Genomic DNA, 19,219 nt, shown 5'->3' with positions numbered 1-19,219 from the left:
ACTTTGTATCCAACCATGGAAATTTGGGTTCTTTTGAAAAAAATTTCAGAAAAACTGCAATAGAATGATTTTTCCTCGTCTCTATAAGTGAAAAGCAACCTGATCCAACTGAATGGCAGCCAAAACCGATAACCGTAACAACCTGACCGACTTCTTTACCGAGGAGTATGGGTCGCTGCGCTCCTATGTGCAGTCCAAGATCAGGGACACTTCGGAACGGGATGCAGAGGATATTGTGCAGGACGTTGCGTTACGGATGTTTTCACGATCGGATGATGCCCTGCCCATAACCAATGTGGGCGGATTCGTGTACAATGCCATTCGAAACAGGATCATAGACATTATGCGTGGCAAAAAAGAAAGGAAACTGCCCAGTGATGACATCGATCAACAGTGGCGGGAGTTTGCCGAGTTCTTTTATGGAGATCCGGACAACCGTTACTCGCCTGAAATGGAACAGGCACTCAAAAAAGCCGTAGAGGATTTAAAACCTGCTTACAAGGATATCATTATCGCCATCGATTTTGAAGGATACAATTACAAACAACTAACGGAAAGAACAGGAATACCGCAAGGCACCTTAATGTCCAGAAGACACCGGGCCATGTCGGAATTATCAAAAACATTGGAGAATATAAAAGAACTGAGTTATGGAACATAAAAAAGAATTTGGGAAAGCCGTAGAAAAGAAGGTGGAGAGCACCGTAAAAAAAGTGGTCAAAGTTATTGCCATGGTCATACTGGGGATTGTAGTGTTCCTTTTGGCCAATTATCTGTTGATGCGACTGTGGAACTGGCTCATGCCCGATCTTTTCGGCGTGGGAACCGTTACCTACTGGCAAGCTTTAGGGGTTTTCATCCTAGCTAAACTAATATTTGGCTTTGGAGGTGGCGGTGGAGGAAAAAGCAAGGGTAGCAGTCACAAAAAGAAAATTAAATCGTCCCATAAGTGTACACCGTGGAGAAGGGATTTTGACCAATGGAAACACTACGACCAATTTTGGAAAGAGGAAGGCGAAGAAGCCTTTAAAGCATACGTCGATAAAATCAAAAACGAAAATCATGATACATCAGAAGAAAAGTAAAACCCGAAAAAAATACTTGCTACAGTTCAGCCCCTTTTTCTGGCGGCTGGGAAACATTGACACCAATTCCCCAGACAAAAACCTTCAACTTCGGCCTGTTTTTGTAGAGGGAAAAGAATCCAGTTGAAACAATTCATCACTCCTTCGTTAAAAAATTGTAAAACCATGGAAACTTTTTTTGTTTTTAAAGTTTCCATTCCTACATTTGGCCCCTGATTATGAAGGAGACCATTATAAACAAAGCAACCGAAATGTTCTTGAACCTTGGTTTTAAGAGCATTACCATGGACGATTTGGCCCATGAACTGGGAATATCAAAGAAGACCATCTATTCCCATTTTAAGAACAAGACCGAATTAGTGGAGGAGGCCACCATGACCATGTGCGATTTCATTACCTGTGGAATTGACAATATTGTGGAATTGAAACAAAACCCCATCGAGGAGCTTTACGAAATCAAGAAGTTCGTCATGGTGCATTTGAAGGATGAAAAATCCTCGCCTTTGTACCAATTACAAAAATATTACCCAAAGATCCATTCCACCTTAAAGGAAAAACAATACAGCTCCATGCACGGTTGTGTTGTTGAAAATGTTAAGCGAGGTATGGAAATGGGTATTTATCGGGACAACCTGGATGTGGAATTTGTCTCCAGAATATATTTTTCCGGGGTAATGAGCATCAAGGACAACAACCTGTTCCCTACGGAAATATTCAGCAAAGCTGAACTGTTGGATTATTATTTGGAATACCACCTAAGGGGCATTGTAACCCCCGAAGGAAGAAAAATACTCAACTCAATCATCAATTCAAACAAAGAATAAATGCGAAAAACGTTAATCAGCCTATTCCTTATACTTCCCTGGTTGGCATCTGCGCAAGATACCATCCCGAACCTGAGCTTGGACCAGGCCATTGCCTATGCACTGGAACACAATTACAGCTCCATCAATGCAGAAAGGGATATTGTGGATGCCCAAAAACAGAAATGGGAGACCATTGCCACTGGACTTCCACAGATCAATGGGGCCGTCAGCTATCAGAATCAATTGAAACAACCTGTCTCCCAGATTCCCGCGGAGTTCTTTGGTGGCGAGCCCGGCACCTACCAAGAGGTGGTTTTCGGTCAGGCACAATCCATGTCGGCCACCGCCACATTGAGGCAACAAATTTTCGATGGCTCCTACATTGTTGGGGTACAGGCAACCAAGACCTTTCTGGAATACAGCCAGAACAACAAGAAAAAAACGGAACTGGATGTTCGTAAGGCGGTAGTGGAAGCCTACGGCAATGTACTTTTGGCCAGGGAAAGCGTTCTGATCTCCGAAAAGAACAAAGCCACACTCGAAGAAAACCTCTACGAAACCAAGCGTATCTACGAGAATGGATTGGGTGACGAGGAAAGCGTGGACCAATTGCGAATCACGTTATCCTCAGTGGACAATCAACTTAAAAACGCCCGCCGCATGGAGGAGATCACCCTGCAAATGTTGAATTTGGTGCTAGGGCTTCCCATTGAAACACCTACGGTATTGACCGAAAACTTAGATGACCTGACCCAAAGGGAAATCGATCTGGGATTGATCGATACGGAGTTCAATATCGAAAACAACGTGGACTATAAAATGGCCGCCAACCTCAACGAACAACGTTTTTTGGAGTTGAAATTGGCCAAGAGCCGTGCGCTTCCCACATTGAACGCCTTTGTGAACTATGGGGGAAATTCCTTCAGTGACAGCTTCAACTTTTTGGATAGCGGGCAACAGTGGTTCGGTTCCTCTATTTTAGGGGTGGACCTTAATATTCCGATCTTTAGTTCATTGGGAAGAAGCGCCAGTACCCAACGTGCCAAGATTGCCTTGGAGAAGGCAAAAACCCAATTTACCGAAGCACAGGCACAGATTCGCCTTCAATTGGAAAGTGCCAAAAGCGACTATATCCTGGCCATAGAGCAGTACGGCACCTCCAAGGAGAACCTGGAATTGGCGGAACGCATCGAAAATAAAAATCAAATCAAATATTCCGAAGGGTTGGCGACCAGTTTTGAACTGAGACAGGCCCAAACCCAATTGTACACCAGTCAACAGGAGTATTTACAGTCCATGGTCGATGTCATCAACAAGAAGACCGAACTGGAAAACATTTTAAACCAATAATCAAGAAACTCAATCAAAATGAAAAAAATAATTCAACTATCCATACTAGGTTTACTTGTGGCCTCCTGCGGAGGCGGAAGCGGCCAATCCGTTGATGAAGCATTGGCAAGCAAGGACCTGGAGGTCATGAGGGCCAAGCGCACCTCCATTACAGAAGAATTGAAGGTATTGGAAGATCAGGTCAAAAAGCTCGATGATGCCATTGCCGAACTGGATGACAACTCAAAATTACCTTTGGTATCCACAATTACCGTTCAAGCTGAAGAATTCCAACATTACTTGGAATTACAGGGCGATGTGATGACGGACCAAAATGTGCTGGTATATCCAGAAATGGCAGGAACCCTTTATCGTGTGTATGTGGAAGAAGGACAGCGCGTATCCAAGGGACAGCTGTTAGGTTCCATTGACGACGGCGGACTTTCAAGCCAACTGGCCCAATTAAAGACCCAAGCAGAATTGAGCAAAACCACTTTTGAACGCCAAAAAAGGCTTTGGGAACAGAACATTGGTTCAGAAATCCAATACCTACAGGCCAAGACCCAATATGAAGCACAACAGAACGCCGTAAAGCAATTGGAGAGCCAAGTAGGTAAATCGTCCATTCGTGCCCCTTTTTCCGGCATCGTGGATGATGTGATCAAAGATCAGGGAACCGTGGTCAGTCCGGGTCCGGGCTCCGAGGTGTTCAGGATAGTGAACTTGTCGGACATGTACATCGATGTGGAAGTGCCGGAAAGCCATTTGCCAAACGTAACCCCGGGCAAAACCGCTGAGGTCTACTTCCCTGTACTGGGTGAGGTCATTACGACCAAAGTACGCCAAACCGGTAACTTCATCAATCCCAGTAACAGATCCTTTGTTGCTGAAATTCCCGTTCCCAATAAGGATGGGCATATCAAGCCCAATCTTACGGCCCAAGTTAAAATCAACGACTACACCAATGGTAATGCCATTCTCATTCCCCAAAGTGTTGTCTCGGAAAATGCCGAAGGGGAGCAATATGTTTACACCATCGCCGAAAAAGACGGGGAAATGGTTGCAAAAAAGTCCATTATAAAGCCTGGTAAAACACAAGGGGATTACCTTGAAGTCCTTGAGGGTCTTTCCGCAGGAAGTCAAGTGATTGTTGATGGTGCCCGTAGTGTTAGGGATGGACAAAATGTCCAAGTTTTGGATTCCACCACAACCGCTAAAAACCAATAGACCACAATGGAAAAAGCTAAAAAGAACGCAAATAAAGAATTTCGGCTTTCTTCATGGGCCATTGCCAATCCGTCGGTGATCTATGTGATGATCGGACTGTTCTTCATCATAGGTCTGTCTTCCTATTTTGCCATGCCCAGGGAGGATTTTCCCGAAGTGGAGGAAACCAAAATATATATAAGCTCTGTATATCCCGGCAATACCGCTGAAGATATGGAACGACTTATTACCGATCCTCTGGAGGATGTCCTCAAAAACATAAGCAACGTAGTCGAGATCACCTCGACCTCCCAGGAAGATTATTCCATGATCATCGTGGAGTTCGACGAAGAAATCTCGGTTGAAAATGCCAAGCAAAAGGTAAAGGACGAAGTGGATACCGAGAAAGCCGGGGAAGATTGGCCGATTTTCAATGGGGCCAAGGTGGAACCCAATGTGTTCGATCTCAACTTGGCCGAATCGTTCCCGATCATGAACGTAAACCTTACTGGGGATTATCCCGTTGAAAAGTTAAAGGACTATGCCGAATATTTGGAGGATGAGATCGAGGATCTTCCCCAAATAAAAGAGGTTGATATCCGAGGCGCACAAGAGAAAGAGGTTGAAGTTGCGGTGGATGTATATAAAATGATGGCCTCCAGGGTCAGTTTTGATGATGTTATCCAAGCTATTTCGAATGGGAACATGACCATGTCCGCGGGTAATTTGATCACTAGCGGCCAACGAAGGACCATCCGTATCATTGGCGAGATAGACAAGCCGTCCGAACTCGAAAACTTTGTGGTCAAATCCGAGAATGGGGCCATTTATCTGCGTGATATTGCCTCTGTATCCTTTAAAGAGGAGGATAAGACCACCTATGCTAGGGAACACGGCTCTCCCGTGGTCATGTTGGACATAAAAAAGCGATCTGGAAAGAACACCATTGAGGCCGCCGATATGATTCGTGATCTAGTGGACGATGCCAAGGAGAACCACTTTCCCCCAGATTTAACCGTGTCCATTGCAAATGATTCCTCGAGCAGGACTTTGAACCAAGTGGACGATCTGGTGAACAACATCATCTTCGGGATCATCCTTGTAGTGACCGTTTTGATGTTCTTCTTGGGCTTTAGAAACGCTCTTTTCGTAGGTTTCGCCATACCCATGTCGATGTTCATGTCCTTTATGATTCTATCGGCCATTGGCTATACCCTGAACACCATGATCCTTTTCGGACTCATCATGGGACTGGGAATGCTGGTGGACAATGGGGTTGTTGTGGTCGAGAACGTGTATCGCCTGATGGAACAGGAAGGCATGTCACGTAAAGAAGCAGCCAAAAAAGGTATTGGCGAAATAGCCATACCCATTATCATATCCACGGCTACCACCGTGGCCGCATTTGTGCCCTTGGGTGCATGGCCCGGTATCATGGGCAACTTCATGATCTTGTTCCCCATCACACTATCCGTAGTGCTTGGTTCCTCATTGTTCGTGGCCATCTTCATGAACTCCATGTTGGTATCACAGTTTATGCAGATCGGGGAAAAAGAGCTGACCAGAAAACAATTGATACGACTGAGCATCATTCTGTGCGGCTTTGGCCTGTTCATCTATTTTGTGGGAGGACCTGTTCGCGGGCTTGGAACACTAATGATCGTAGTGGCCGGTATGTTCTGGATCTATAAGTATTTCCTAAAACCGTCCGCGCGTCGTTTCCAGACCAAGAGTTTGGTTCGATTGGAGAACTTTTACGAAGGACAACTGAAAAAGGCGCTCCGAGGAAAAAATGTGTATTGGTATGCCGGACTTACCTCTCTGTTATTGATATTGGCCTTTGTTTTCTTTGGAATATCCTTGGGAACACAACGTACCAAAGTGGAATTCTTCCCGGACAATACACCCAATGAAATCTATGTGTACATAGAATATCCACAGGGAACCGACATAGACAAGACCAACGTTATTACCAAGGATATCGAGGGCAGGGTATATGGTGTGACCGGAAGGAGCAAATACAACAATGGGGATTACAATTATTTGGTACAATCCAGTGTATCCCAAGTAGGCAAAGGTGCCGAAAATCCATTTACTGAAGGAGGCTCGGCAGCGGAAATGCCACATCGTGGTAAGATAACTTTATCCATGCGCGAATACAAATACAGGAATGGATTGGATACCGAAGAGCTTCGCCAACAGATTCAGGACACCTTATCCGGCGTCTATCCGGGTGTTACCATATCGGTTGAAAAAGATGCCGTAGGACCACCCGCTGGTTACCCCATCAATATTGAAATCGAAGGGCAAAACTATGATACCTTGATCAATACAGCGGAACGTATGCGCAACTACATCAACAGCAAGAACATTGCAGGTATCGAAGAGCTCAAAATCGATGTGAACAAGAGCAAACCCGGCATGCAGGTCGAGGTAGACCGTGCGAAAGCTGGTGAGTTGGGTGTTTCCGTGGGCCAGGTAGGTCAGCAACTGCGAAGATCCATATTTGGTGATAAAGCAGGTATTTACAAAAAAGAGGGCGAGGATTACGATATCAATGTTCGTTTCAATGAGGATTTAAGGTACAATACGAGTGCCTTGTTCAACCAGAAAATCATTTTCAGGGACCCATCAAATGGTCAGATCAAGGAAATCCCCGTATCTGCCGTAGCCGATAAAAAGAACACCTCATCCTTCAGCGCCATCAAACACGTGGATACCAAACGTGTGGTAACCGTGTATTCCGCATTAAAACCCGGGTTTACCGATGCTGCTGCCATTGTGGCTCAAATCCAAGAGGAAATGCAAGAATTCAAAGGTCTGCCACAAGGAGTCAACATCGATTACACCGGTCAGATCGAGGAGCAGAACAAACAAATGTCGTTTTTGATCAGTGCATTCTTTTTGGGTCTCGGACTGATTATGCTGATTTTGATCTTTCAATTTGGTGGTATTTCCAAACCTACCATCATTATGATGGCCATTTTCTTGAGTTTTATCGGGGTATTCGGTGGTCTGATCGTAACTGGATGGCCATTTGTGATCATGATGACCATGATGGGTATTATATCATTGGCAGGTATCGTGGTAAATAATGGAGTGGTGCTCTTGGACTATACCCAAATCCTGATTGACCGTAAAAAGGTGAACCTGGGCATTTCCGATGATGACCTTTTGAGTAACGAAGATGTCACCGATGCCATCATCAAAGGAGGTAAGGCGCGTTTACGTCCAGTTCTATTGACCGCGATTACCACTGTTTTGGGATTGATTCCCCTTGCCATTGGACTTAACATCAACTTTGTGGGTCTATTCTCCGATTTCGACCCACAGATCTATATGGGAGGTGACAATGTCATCTTTTGGGGACCACTGGCCTGGACGGTCATATTTGGCCTGATTGTGGCCACCTTCTTGACCCTGATCATTGTTCCTGTTCTATTCAACATTAGTTATAGACTTAAGATCAGGATCAAAAAGTGGCAAACTGGACATCAAACCCCAGAGGTAGTGACGGAAGAATAGGAGTTTTCATCATATCAAACAAAAAAGCCCCGACCAAAATGGTCGGGGCTTTTTCTTAAACACTGATTTTAACTTATTGGTTTACCGTAACGGCATCGCCTTGGTTCCAATTTTTTACTTGTACAATACGGTTGTCCGTAAAGTCCACTTCGTTCAATCCATCATTCTGCCAAAAGAACCACTTCCCGGTCTTTTGTCCGTTTTCGTATTGGCCGGTGGCAATTTTTTTACCTTCAACATTGAACATTTCCCAATCGCCATGCAACTTTCCGTTCAACATATAACCTGTTTGGGCAATTTCGCCATTGTCGTGAAAATAAGTGGCTTTCACCATTTTTCCCATTTTTTCAAAGGTCGGTTCGGTATCTTGAGCAGATACAGTTACCGCAAACATCACCGCCAAAAATAATACTGCTTTTTTCATACTGTATGGGATTTTAATATTGTTATTATCAAATGATAACGTAACAAAGTTACTTAAATTTTACATTAATCACACATTTACATAACATTTAGTTTACATTAAATTAACTTTAAATATTCAATTAACTTGTTTTCAGGTAGTTAAATATTTACTAAATTGATTGTTTCATCAGTTTTAACGGGGATTTCATGAACTTTATCCATTGAAAATCATCTAAAACATTACCTCAATGTTAATTTAACGTTATCTATAAACAAATCAAGCCACCCTTCCTTGATTCAAATAAGATGGAAATACAGAAAATGGACATATCTCCTAAAAAATACCCGTATTCCTATTAAATTTGCGCTCTCATAACAAACATCATGTACAGAAGCAATACTTGTGGTGCATTAAGGGCATCGGATATAGGGTCAGAAGTTATTTTAAGTGGATGGGTGCACAAGGTCCGCGACAAAGGTTTTGTGGCCTGGGTCGACCTACGCGACCGCTATGGCATTACCCAACTGGTGTTTGACCAAGAACGCACATCCAAAGACCTTCTGGAACAAGCCCGTGAACTGGGTCGTGAAACGGTTATCCAAGCCAAGGGAGAGGTCATCGAACGTGCTTCCAAAAACCCAAACATCCCTACAGGCGAAATAGAGGTTCTTGTGACCGAGCTCACTATTTTGAACAACTCCCTCCTACCTCCCTTTACCATTGAAGATGAGACCGATGGCGGGGAAGACATCCGGATGAAATATCGTTATCTGGACATTCGAAGAAATCCCGTCAAGAACAAACTCATCTTTAGACATAAGGTGACCATGGAGGTCAGAAAGTATCTGTCCGACCAAGGTTTCATCGATATTGAAACCCCATATTTGATCAAATCCACTCCCGAGGGAGCAAGGGACTTTTTGGTGCCCAGCCGAATGAACGAAGGGCAGTTCTACGCCCTACCCCAATCCCCGCAGACCTTTAAACAATTGTTGATGGTGGGGGGAATGGACAAATATTTCCAAATCGTCAAGTGTTTTAGGGACGAAGATCTCCGCGCCGACCGTCAGCCTGAGTTTACCCAAATAGATTGCGAAATGGCGTTTGTGGAGCAAGAAGATATTCTAAACACTTTTGAAGGTTTGACCAAACATCTTTTAAAAGAGATCAAAGGTGTGGAAGTTGATGAATTCCCTCGCATGACCTACGATGATGCCATGAGATTGTACGGAAACGATAAACCCGATATCCGATTTGGTATGTGGTTCGGCGAACTGAACGAAGTGGCACAACACAAGGATTTCAATGTGTTCAATTCGGCGGAATTGGTAGTCGGTATTGCCGTCCCAGGAGCTGCTTCATATACTCGAAAAGAGATTGATAAACTAATAGATTGGGTAAAACGTCCCCAAGTGGGTGCCAAGGGAATGGTTTATGTAAAGTGCAACGAAGACGGCACCTACAAATCTTCCGTGGACAAGTTCTACGATCAGGAAGATTTGGCCAAATGGGCCAAGGTAACCGGAGCACAACAAGGCGACCTTATCTGCGTGCTTTCTGGAAACACCAACGAAACCCGTGCGCAATTGAGCGCATTGCGCATGGAATTGGCAACCCGTTTGGGGCTCAGAAAAGCACATGAATTTGCTCCGCTATGGGTAGTGGACTTCCCTTTGTTGGAATTGGACGGGGAAACAGGAAAATACCATGCCATGCACCATCCATTTACCTCTCCAAAACCCGGTCAGTTAGAACTGTTGGACACAAAACCCGGCGAGGTAAAAGCCAATGCATACGATTTGGTATTGAATGGAAATGAAATCGGCGGAGGTTCCATAAGGATCTATGACAAAGGGACCCAAGCGACCATGTTCAAGCATTTGGGCTTTACCCCGGAAGAGGCCAAGGCACAATTCGGCTTTTTGATGGATGCCTTCCAATACGGGGCCCCTCCCCACGGTGGCATTGCCTTTGGATTGGACAGATTGGTGGCTATTTTAGGAGGACAGGAAACCATTCGAGACTACATTGCGTTCCCTAAAAACAACAGTGGACGTGACGTTATGATCGATGCTCCCGCCCATATTGATGCAGAGCAGCTAAAAGAACTCCATTTGAAATTGGATCTATGATATGATGAAATCCCGCCCATTAGCGGGATTTTCAATGTTTTCAGTTATGGGACACAAGAAATCTTGGTTGACAAAATTTTTGATTTGGAGGGCCAAACACATTTCCCATAGGCAGTTTGTGGCCATACTCAGCATATTGGTCGGCTTTACCTCTGGGGTCGGTGCCGTCCTTTTAAAAAACCTTACCCACTTTTTCCAGCATCTGATGGAGGGCAAGCTGGTACAATATTACCACCATGCCTTCTACTTTCTATTTCCCATTATTGGGCTGGTACTGGTAAGCTTGATCATCAAGTACATAATTCGAAAAAAGGTCAGCCATGGCATTCCCTCCACACTTTACGCCATTTCCAAAAGAAAAGGTATCATGAGCAGGCATCAAATGTGGGGATCTTTGTTCACAGCGCCCATAACCGTGGGTTTTGGTGGATCTGTGGGGCTGGAAGGACCAACGGTGGCAACAGGGGCCGCCATTAGTTCCAATATTGCCAAAACGCTCCACCTGAACCATGCCACTAGGATCTTGCTGATCAGTTGCGCCTCAGCCGGGGCCCTGTCATCAATTTTCAAGGCCCCTATCGCAGCAATAGTGTTTGCCATTGAAGTCTTCAGCTTGGATTTGACACTTGCATCCCTGCTCCCACTGCTACTTGCATCCCTATCCGCCATCATCACTTCCTATTTCTTTTTTGGGAACGATGCGCTATTGCCTTTTAAGATCGTAGATGCATTTACCATTGCCGATGTTCCCTTCTATATGGTTCTCGGAGTCATTGGAGGGATTACATCCATTTATTTTTATGAAGCATACACAAGAATCCAAAATTTTTTTGATAAAATCTCATCTCCCGTCCAGAGGCTTTTGTTGGGGGGTGTCGGCATAGGGATATTGCTGTTTTTGGTACCTCCTCTTTACGGTGAGGGGTTTGATACCATGAACAACCTTGTACAGGGAAACACCAATGCAGTACTTGGTAACAATATTTTCAATATGGACCTCGACAATATGTGGGTCGTAATCATACTTTTAGCGGGCTTGGTTGCTTTTAAAGTGGTGGCGAGTGCCTTTACATTCGGAGCTGGAGGTGTTGGGGGGATTTTTGCACCGACCCTTTTTATGGGGAGCCTTATGGGCAATTGCGTGGCCAAGTTCATCAACCATATCGGCATTTTCAAGAATGTGGTTTCTGAAAGTAATTTCACCCTGGTTGGAATGACGGGGCTTATGGCAGGGGTGATGCACGCCCCATTGACAGCTATTTTCTTGATTGCGGAAGTGACGGGGGGGTACGAACTGTTCATTCCATTGATGCTCACGGCAGCTATTTCCTATGCCATAACACGATATGCACATCCGCACTCCGTTTATGCCATGCAATTGGCCCGTAAGGGCGAACTGATAACCCATAATAAAGACCATGCAGTCCTTATGTTCATGGAAATTGACAAGGTAATAGAAAAAAACTTTGTCCCCGTATACCCAAAAATGACATTGGGCGAGATTCTGCACAAGGCAGTGACCAATTCAAAAAGAAACATATTTCCCGTTGTCAGTGAAAAAAGCGGTGCTCTTTTGGGAATCATCCTAATGGATGATATCCGTCCCATTATGTTCGACCAATCCCTGTATGAAAAAGTAACGGCAACCGATGTTATGCAAACCCCTCCGAGCACCATTGAACTAAAAAGCGATAAGATGTCGGATGTCATGCGTAAATTCCAGGACAGTGGTGCCTGGAACCTTCCCGTTCTCAAAAATGGCAAATATGAAGGCTTTGTGTCCAAATCCAAATTGCTCACAGCCTATCGAAGGGAACTGATAAACTATACCCAATGAAAAAATTCAAACTCAAGTATATTGTCTTCCTCATCATGCTCGCCTCCCTTGGTTCGATATTTTATGGACTATCCTTGGAGGAAGAACATCCCAATGCCCCAAAATACATTGGCGGAGGCACCGTAGGACTCTTTTTGGTGGCCATGCCACTTTTCCTTTGGAAAGAAAGCAAGGTAAAAAATATGAAAGATTACATGTTAACCAAGGAAAATATTAAGAAAATGCAAGAAAAAGAGCGTGAAAAGACTGAAAATCAATAATTTTCATAAGATTTAAAGTTCATTTCACTCAAGCAGCCGTAAAAAAAGTTACATTCGTATTTTAACATTTTATTTATTTTTTAATGACTGGTACAGTAAAATTTTTCAATGATTCCAAAGGATATGGATTCATTACAAACGACGACACAGGAAAAGACATCTTTGTTCATGTTACAGCATTGAACGGAGTGGAATTGAACGAAGGCGACAAAGTAGAATACATCGAAGAAGAAGGAAGAAAAGGAGTGGTTGCCGCTCAAGTGCAGGTAATCGGATAACAATATTTTATTTTGATTTGATTTGAAAACCTCGGCAATGCCGGGGTTTTTTGTTTAGTTTAAGTTCCTACGTTGGATAAAGAATCGTTTCAGCAGTTCTGAAGCCTCCTTTTCCATTACACCGCCAACCACTTCCGTTTTGGGGTGCAAGTGTCCCCCCATCACATTAAACCCCCGTTCTAGGTCAGCCGCCCCGTAGACCACTCTCGAAATTTGACTCCAGTACAATGCGCCTGCACACATTTGGCAAGGTTCCAAAGTAACGTATAACGTACAACCTTGGAGGTATTTCCCACCCAAAAAGTTGGACGCAGCGGTAATCGCCTGCATTTCGGCATGGGCCGTAACATCCTTCAAACGCTCTGTAAGGTTATGGGCCCTCCCAATGATTCTGTTGTTCACCACAATGACAGCACCAACAGGTACCTCACCATTTTCAAAGGCCATTTCCGCCTCTTGCATGGCCTTCTTCATAAAATAGTTGTCATCAAAGGGGTTCTCCACGATTTTTATGGCATTTTTCAACAGATTGCTAAGCTACACATAAAATAATTTTAGGGAGAATCGATACTTTTGTTTTTTTAATCATTGGAAAGACTTTTAACACATATCGAATCCCCCGAAGACCTCAAAAAATTGAGCCTGGACGAGTTGCCTAAACTTGCCCAGGAACTACGGGAATTCATCATCGATATTGTTTCCACCAAAGAAGGCCATTTAGGCGCCAGCTTGGGTGTTGTGGAACTTACCATCGCCCTGCATTATGTGTTCAATACACCCACAGATAAACTCATCTGGGATGTGGGCCACCAGGCCTACGGTCATAAGATCCTGACAGGTCGCAAGGAAATTTTTGAAACCAACCGACAATTGGGCGGTATAAGTGGTTTTCCCAAACGTAGTGAAAGCGAGTACGACGATTTTGGAACGGGACACAGCTCCACTGCCATCTCGGCCATATTGGGTATGGCCATGGCTTCCAAACTCAAGGGAAATCTTTCCAAACAACATATTGCCGTAGTGGGTGATGCTTCCATGGCCAGTGGAATGGCTTTTGAAGGACTCAACCATCTGGGCGTGACCAATGTCAACGCATTGATTGTGCTTAACGACAATGCCATTGGAATTGACCCCAGTGTTGGAGCATTAAAAAAATACCTTACCAATGTAAAGTTGGGCACGGCCAAGGACGAAAATATTTTTGAATGCCTCAATCTCAACTATTCCGGTCCAATTGATGGTCATGATATAAAAGCCCTGGTGGCAGAATTGGAACGCTTGAAAGGTGTCGATGGACCTAAACTGCTCCACATCATCACCACAAAAGGAAAAGGGCTAAAACAGGCCGAGGAAGACCAAGTCGTCTACCATGCCCCAGGGAAGTTTGATAAAACCACAGGGGAGCGATTTGAGAAAACGGGGCAAGTCCAACCACCGAAATACCAAGATGTATTTGGTCATACCATCGTGGAATTGGCCAAGAAAAATGAAAAAATCGTAGGGATTACCCCGGCCATGCCCAGCGGTAGTTCCCTTAAATTCATGATGGACCAAATGCCCGACCGTGCATTCGATGTGGGCATCGCCGAGCAGCATGCAGTTACATTGGCCGCTGGAATGGCCACACAGGGTTTGGTCCCGTTCTGCAATATTTACTCCACCTTTTTACAGCGGGCCTACGATCAGGTCGTACATGATGTGGCCCTACAGCAACTTCCCGTCGTTTTTTGTTTGGACAGAGCGGGTCTGGTAGGACAGGATGGACCCACGCACCATGGAGTTTTCGACATGGCCTTTTTGCGGTGCATTCCCAACCTCATTATTTTTGCCCCGATGAACGAGATGGAACTTCGAAACATCATGTACACTGCCCAATGGGGACTGGACGGGCCCATCGCCATACGGTATCCGAGAGGGCGAGGTGTGACCATTGATTGGAGGAATGATGTTGAGTCCATCAAAATAGGAACTTCCCGATGTTTGAAGGAGGGTTCTGAAATCGCCGTGCTTACCATTGGCCATATAGGAAATGATGTTGAAAAACTCATCAAACAATTAGATGCCCCCGAAAAAGTCGGGCATTACGACATGCGCTTTGTAAAACCGTTGGATAAAAATGCCCTACGTGCTATTTTTGGCCAGTACAAGCACATCATAACCGTGGAGGATGGTACTAAAACAGGTGGTTTTGGGTCTGCGGTTTTGGAATTCGCCAACGAAGAGGGAATATCGAAACCTATTGAAATATTCGGAGTGCCCGATAAATTTGTGGAACACGGAACAATCCCAGAGACCCATAAACTGGCTGGTATAGATTTTGATACCATACATTCATATATACAATCAACCTTGAACCAATGCGAATAAATTGTTTTTTAATTCTATTCCTTACCGTTTTTCTATCTGCCAATGCCCAGATAACGCAATTAAAAGCTTTTGAAATCGATAGTACCGATGGCGACTTTAAAATCATCCGCATCAAAGATGTAAAGCTCAAATACCTTACGAGAAATGCAAAATTGACCGATCCCCGTACCGTATTGAACAGGGTAAAGCCTTTGAGTGTTTGGTACAAAAGGTTCAAGCCCACATCGTTTTGGAAAAAAGTCAACAGATTTGGACTTAACATCAGCGAGGTTTCCTTTGTCAACTGGAACGCAGGGGGGGATAACTCAGTATCGGCACTTGCGAGCGCCGATTTTACCCGAAATTATAAGTTTCGCTATTTAAGTTGGAACAATGAGGCACAACTCAGGTACGGACTCAACGCACAGGAGGGACGAAAGCTTCGGAAAACGGACGACCAGATTCGATTGTCCACCACCCTCAGTTTTAGAAAAGACACCATTACCAATTGGTACTATTCGGTAAAGGCCAATATAAGAACCCAGTTTTCCAATGGTTATAAATATCCTGACCGGGAAACACCGATTTCGAGGTTCATGGCGCCAGGATATTTGTTTGTCGGTGTCGGTACCTCCTACCTTCCCCCTAAAGACCAATTCAATCTATATATCTCACCGGCCACGATGAAATCCACTTTTGTTTTGGATGAAGTACTGTCCAATCAAGGGGCATTTGGTGTGGAAGAAGGCAAAAGGGTGTTTTTGGAACTTGGTTTTTTGATCACCAATACTTGGGAGACCGAAATTGCGAGGAATGTACTCATGAACCACCGCCTGAATCTATACACCGATTATGTACGTAGTTTCGGGAACATAGATGTGGACTGGGAATTGAATTTCAACCTTAAGGTAAACGAATATCTCAATGCCAGCATCGGTACCCACATCATCTTTGATGATGATATCAAGTTCGATGAGGAGCTTGCTGAGGACGGCACGGTAATCAATCCTGGTGTGGCCAAAATACAGTTCAAACAGTTGCTCGGGGTGGGACTACTCTACTCATTTTAGATATTTCGCCCCGTTAATTTATCATGGATGTGCACTGCTGCACTATCGGATAGACTAGCTACAAAACAACTGGTGTTCAACAATATTTTATAGATCGAGGTATCCGTATCCCTATAGTTTTCAGGTAAGCTTTTGATGAGCAATCGGTCATAATTGGTATCACTCCCCTCCTTTACATTGATCAGGGCAGAAGTGAACATCTCCAACAAATCCGAAATGATTCGGTATCCTGCCAATTCTTTATCGATTACCTCTGTGGATTGATAAATTTTCTCCACACTCAATTTGATGATATCCTCCACCTGTGCCGTATACTTCCCCTTGTCAAGCAACGATGCATCGAACCCGCCCTTAAGAATCTTTTCTTCGTTCTTCACAAAAACATCCACTGCATCACCTATCAAGGTACTGATGGCAAGCGCCCTCAAATAACTCAACCGGTCGCTCGAGGTGGTCATGGCACTGTATTTTTTGGTATTGATATTATCCTTTACCAAATTGATGAGATATTCCAAGGCATACTCTTCAGGTATCAATCCCAAATTGATGCCATCCTCAAAATCGATGATGGTATAGCAAATATCATCTGCGGCCTCGACCAAATAGGTCAAAGGATGTCTCAAAAATCCAGTTTCCGGATGATTCGGATTGGGCAACAAGCCAATTTCTTCCACGAGTTCCTTGAAAAACTCTTTTTCAGACTGAAAAAACCCAAACTTTTTATCGGCTATGTTCTTGGACGGCTTTTTGGGCAAAGACCCTTTCGGGTATTTTATAAACGCACCCAAAGTGGCGTAGCTCAAGCGTAATCCCCCCGGTACTCCTTCCCTGGATTCGGTCAAAAGCTTGAAACCGTTGGCATTGCCTTCAAAGTCGATCAGGTCTTGGTATTCTTCCGGGGTAAGGGCATCTTCATGGAATTTCCCTTTACCTTGTCTGAAATAATTCCCGATAGCCTTTTCCCCACTGTGCCCGAATGGAGGGTTCCCAATATCGTGGGCCAGCGCTGCAGCGGCCACGATAGCACCAAAATCGTTGAAATGATGCCCATGGACCTCGGACAAAAACGGATATTTGGTCAAAATCTGTTGGCCTGCAATACGCCCCAAGCTTCTTCCCACTACAGAAACTTCCATACTATGGGTCAGTCGGGTATGTACAAAATTCTTCTGTGAACCCACGGCAATGGGCATGGGAAATACTTGGGTCTTGTCCTGTAAACTCCTAAAGGCGGACGAAAAGACAATCCGGTCGTAGTCCACTTCGAACCCAAGGCGGGTCTCGTTCTGTTCCTTTCGTAACCGTTTTCCGGTATCCCCATGTCGTTTTAAAGAAAGTAATTGCTCCCAGTTCATATTCAACTATTGGTGCAATATACGCCTAAGCTTTGGTAAACACCAAGAAAACCAAGCACCTGCTCATCAAACAATGCTTAATAATTACTTAAACTTAAAATTACAGTAAAGAAATTTCCATGGTCCATTTTTGGCACAGATTTCTATACGGATATTAGTTTTTGTCGACTATTCTTTGAAATCTGATGGCTACCCTTAAAAAGGTAGCCATTTTTATAAAATAACATACATAAGATAACATACAGGAAATGTTATCTTAACATTGGGTACGGTTATTTGCAGCGACAAAAACTAGTACCGTAATGGACATCAAAAAGTTAGCCCTTCTGGGGTCTTTCTTTCTATTCGTTTGCACACAATTTTCCTATACGCAAGAAATATCCCCGACAAAGTTTGGCAATGGATTACTGAACATGGTTGGGAGAGATAGCACTTGGTCCATGAAAATGGGGTTAAGGATACAGCTATTGTCCAATTTCAGTTGGACTGATGATGCGAAGAACAACTTGGTCGATTCCGAACAAAATTTTTTGGTCAGACGGGCTCGACTTAAATTCAATGGTTTCGCCTATTCCCCTAAATTAAAGTATAAAATAGAGCTTGGGCTGTCCAACAGGGACATTTCAGGGAGCTCGGAATTTACGGGGAACACGCCAAGGTACATTTTGGATGCGGTGGTAATGTGGAACTTTTACCAAAACTTTGAACTTTGGTTCGGACAGACAAAATTACCTGGCAATATCGAGAGGGTCATCTCATCAGGTAACCTTCAACAGGTAGACCGGTCGCTTTTGAACAGCAATTTCAACATTGATAGGGACATGGGGTTTCAACTTAGGCACCACTTTTATCTGGGCAATGGATTCTTGGTTCGGGAAAAATTCGCCCTTTCACAGGGAGAAGGAAGGAATGTTACCGAAGGTAATTTAGGTGGACACCAATATACCACAAGACTGGAACTATTGCCATTTGGAAAGTTTACCAAAAAAGGGGATTATAAGGCTGGCGACTTGGACCGGGAAGAGACCCCCAAGTTAATGTTTGGAGTCACATACGACCTAAACAACAATGCGGTAAAAACACGGAGCAATATGGGCAAGTATATGTTCAATGACACAGGGTTCCACAAAACCAACATTTCCACCTTTTTTATGGATTTGATGTTTAAGTACAATGGTTTTTCCTTCATGGGGGAATATGCTTATCGTGATGCTGACAATCCAATAGCCGTGCACTCGGACAATACCGAAACAGGAGCTGTTGTACAAGTGGGGAATGGGCTTAACCTTCAATCCGGCTATCTTTTCAAAAACAATTGGGAAGTTTCAGCGAGATATACCCATATAAAACTGGACCACGATATCACTGGAAAAAATCCAGAAACACAATATACCGCAGGGCTATCGAAATATATTGTGGGCCACAAACTAAAAGTGCAAACCGATTTGAGCTATTTGAACAAAGTTGAGGGGTTCGATACATTAATTTATCGTTTACAGGTGGACGTGCACTTTTAAAACATAACCTTAACATAACCTAATAAAAAGGCATTCTCTAGATATTTGAAAAATTTTTTTGAATTTT

The 19,219-nt window shown here is 44.0% G+C and carries 16 protein-coding genes; 13 read left to right on the top strand and 3 right to left on the bottom strand.

Features of this window, described 5'->3' with window-relative positions; all coding sequences use genetic code 11:
• Positions 1-112: 112 nt before the first annotated feature.
• The 6 genes from EO132_RS01250 to EO132_RS01225 all read left to right on the top strand — a co-directional run bounded on the left by EO132_RS01250 (position 113) and on the right by EO132_RS01225 (position 7,951).
• Complete coding sequence (locus EO132_RS01250) at positions 113-661, top strand: RNA polymerase sigma factor (RefSeq protein WP_127136224.1); 549 nt, start codon at positions 113-115, stop codon at positions 659-661.
• Positions 651-1,085, top strand: a complete 435-nt coding sequence (locus tag EO132_RS01245; RefSeq protein ID WP_127136223.1) for a hypothetical protein — start codon at positions 651-653, stop codon at positions 1,083-1,085. The genes EO132_RS01250 and EO132_RS01245 overlap by 11 nt, the downstream gene beginning before the upstream one ends.
• Positions 1,086-1,303: 218 nt before the next feature.
• Positions 1,304-1,909, top strand: a complete 606-nt coding sequence (locus EO132_RS01240) for a TetR/AcrR family transcriptional regulator (RefSeq protein WP_127136222.1) — start codon at positions 1,304-1,306, stop codon at positions 1,907-1,909.
• A complete protein-coding gene (locus tag EO132_RS01235; RefSeq protein WP_127136221.1) occupies positions 1,910-3,241 on the top strand; it encodes a TolC family protein in 1,332 nt (443 codons plus the stop codon). It abuts the gene before it with no gap.
• Positions 3,242-3,259: 18 nt separating this feature from the next.
• Complete coding sequence (locus tag EO132_RS01230) at positions 3,260-4,447, top strand: efflux RND transporter periplasmic adaptor subunit (protein ID WP_127136220.1); 1,188 nt, start codon at positions 3,260-3,262, stop codon at positions 4,445-4,447.
• 6 nt (positions 4,448-4,453) lie between these two features.
• On the top strand, positions 4,454-7,951 hold the full coding sequence (locus EO132_RS01225; RefSeq protein WP_127136219.1) for an efflux RND transporter permease subunit: 3,498 nt from the start codon (positions 4,454-4,456) through the stop codon (positions 7,949-7,951).
• 73 nt (positions 7,952-8,024) lie between these two features.
• Here the strand turns inward: EO132_RS01225 and EO132_RS01220 are convergent, their stop codons facing one another.
• Positions 8,025-8,375: a toxin-antitoxin system YwqK family antitoxin gene (locus tag EO132_RS01220; RefSeq protein ID WP_127136218.1), complete on the bottom strand. Its 351-nt coding sequence runs from the start codon at positions 8,373-8,375 to the stop codon at positions 8,025-8,027.
• 365 nt (positions 8,376-8,740) lie between these two features.
• Between EO132_RS01220 and aspS the strand changes: the two genes are divergently transcribed.
• The 4 genes from aspS to EO132_RS01200 all read left to right on the top strand — a co-directional run bounded on the left by aspS (position 8,741) and on the right by EO132_RS01200 (position 12,864).
• Positions 8,741-10,489: an aspartate--tRNA ligase gene (gene aspS, locus EO132_RS01215; protein ID WP_127136217.1), complete on the top strand. Its 1,749-nt coding sequence runs from the start codon at positions 8,741-8,743 to the stop codon at positions 10,487-10,489.
• Positions 10,490-10,535: 46 nt separating this feature from the next.
• A complete protein-coding gene (locus EO132_RS01210) occupies positions 10,536-12,326 on the top strand; it encodes a chloride channel protein (protein ID WP_127136216.1) in 1,791 nt (596 codons plus the stop codon).
• A complete protein-coding gene (locus EO132_RS01205) occupies positions 12,323-12,586 on the top strand; it encodes a hypothetical protein (RefSeq protein ID WP_127136215.1) in 264 nt (87 codons plus the stop codon). Before EO132_RS01210 ends, EO132_RS01205 begins: the two co-directional genes overlap by 4 nt.
• An 83-nt stretch (positions 12,587-12,669) precedes the next feature.
• Positions 12,670-12,864, top strand: a complete 195-nt coding sequence (locus EO132_RS01200; RefSeq protein WP_127136214.1) for a cold-shock protein — start codon at positions 12,670-12,672, stop codon at positions 12,862-12,864.
• Positions 12,865-12,918: 54 nt separating this feature from the next.
• Here the strand turns inward: EO132_RS01200 and EO132_RS01195 are convergent, their stop codons facing one another.
• Positions 12,919-13,368, bottom strand: coding sequence for a nucleoside deaminase (locus EO132_RS01195; RefSeq protein WP_127136302.1), 450 nt, complete (start codon positions 13,366-13,368; stop codon positions 12,919-12,921).
• An 84-nt stretch (positions 13,369-13,452) separates the two neighbouring features.
• Between EO132_RS01195 and dxs the strand changes: the two genes are divergently transcribed.
• On the top strand, positions 13,453-15,231 hold the full coding sequence (dxs, locus tag EO132_RS01190) for a 1-deoxy-D-xylulose-5-phosphate synthase (RefSeq protein ID WP_127136213.1): 1,779 nt from the start codon (positions 13,453-13,455) through the stop codon (positions 15,229-15,231).
• Positions 15,222-16,280 (top strand): DUF3078 domain-containing protein, encoded by a 1,059-nt coding sequence (locus EO132_RS01185; RefSeq protein ID WP_127136212.1) that lies wholly within the window; start codon positions 15,222-15,224, stop codon positions 16,278-16,280. The genes dxs and EO132_RS01185 overlap by 10 nt, the downstream gene beginning before the upstream one ends.
• Here EO132_RS01185 and dgt read toward each other — a convergent pair.
• A complete protein-coding gene (dgt, locus tag EO132_RS01180) occupies positions 16,277-17,635 on the bottom strand; it encodes a dGTP triphosphohydrolase (protein WP_127136211.1) in 1,359 nt (452 codons plus the stop codon). The two genes, EO132_RS01185 and dgt, sit on opposite strands and share 4 nt — an antisense overlap.
• Before the next feature lie 302 nt (positions 17,636-17,937).
• Between dgt and EO132_RS01175 the strand changes: the two genes are divergently transcribed.
• Positions 17,938-19,152, top strand: a complete 1,215-nt coding sequence (locus EO132_RS01175) for a porin (protein WP_127136210.1) — start codon at positions 17,938-17,940, stop codon at positions 19,150-19,152.
• Positions 19,153-19,219 lie beyond the last annotated feature (67 nt).

The sequence above is a fragment of the Flagellimonas oceanensis genome (assembly GCF_003992595.1).
In the GTDB taxonomy this organism is placed as follows: Bacteria; Bacteroidota; Bacteroidia; order Flavobacteriales; family Flavobacteriaceae; genus Flagellimonas; species Flagellimonas oceanensis.
This window is presented reverse-complemented; position numbering and strand designations above follow the sequence as displayed.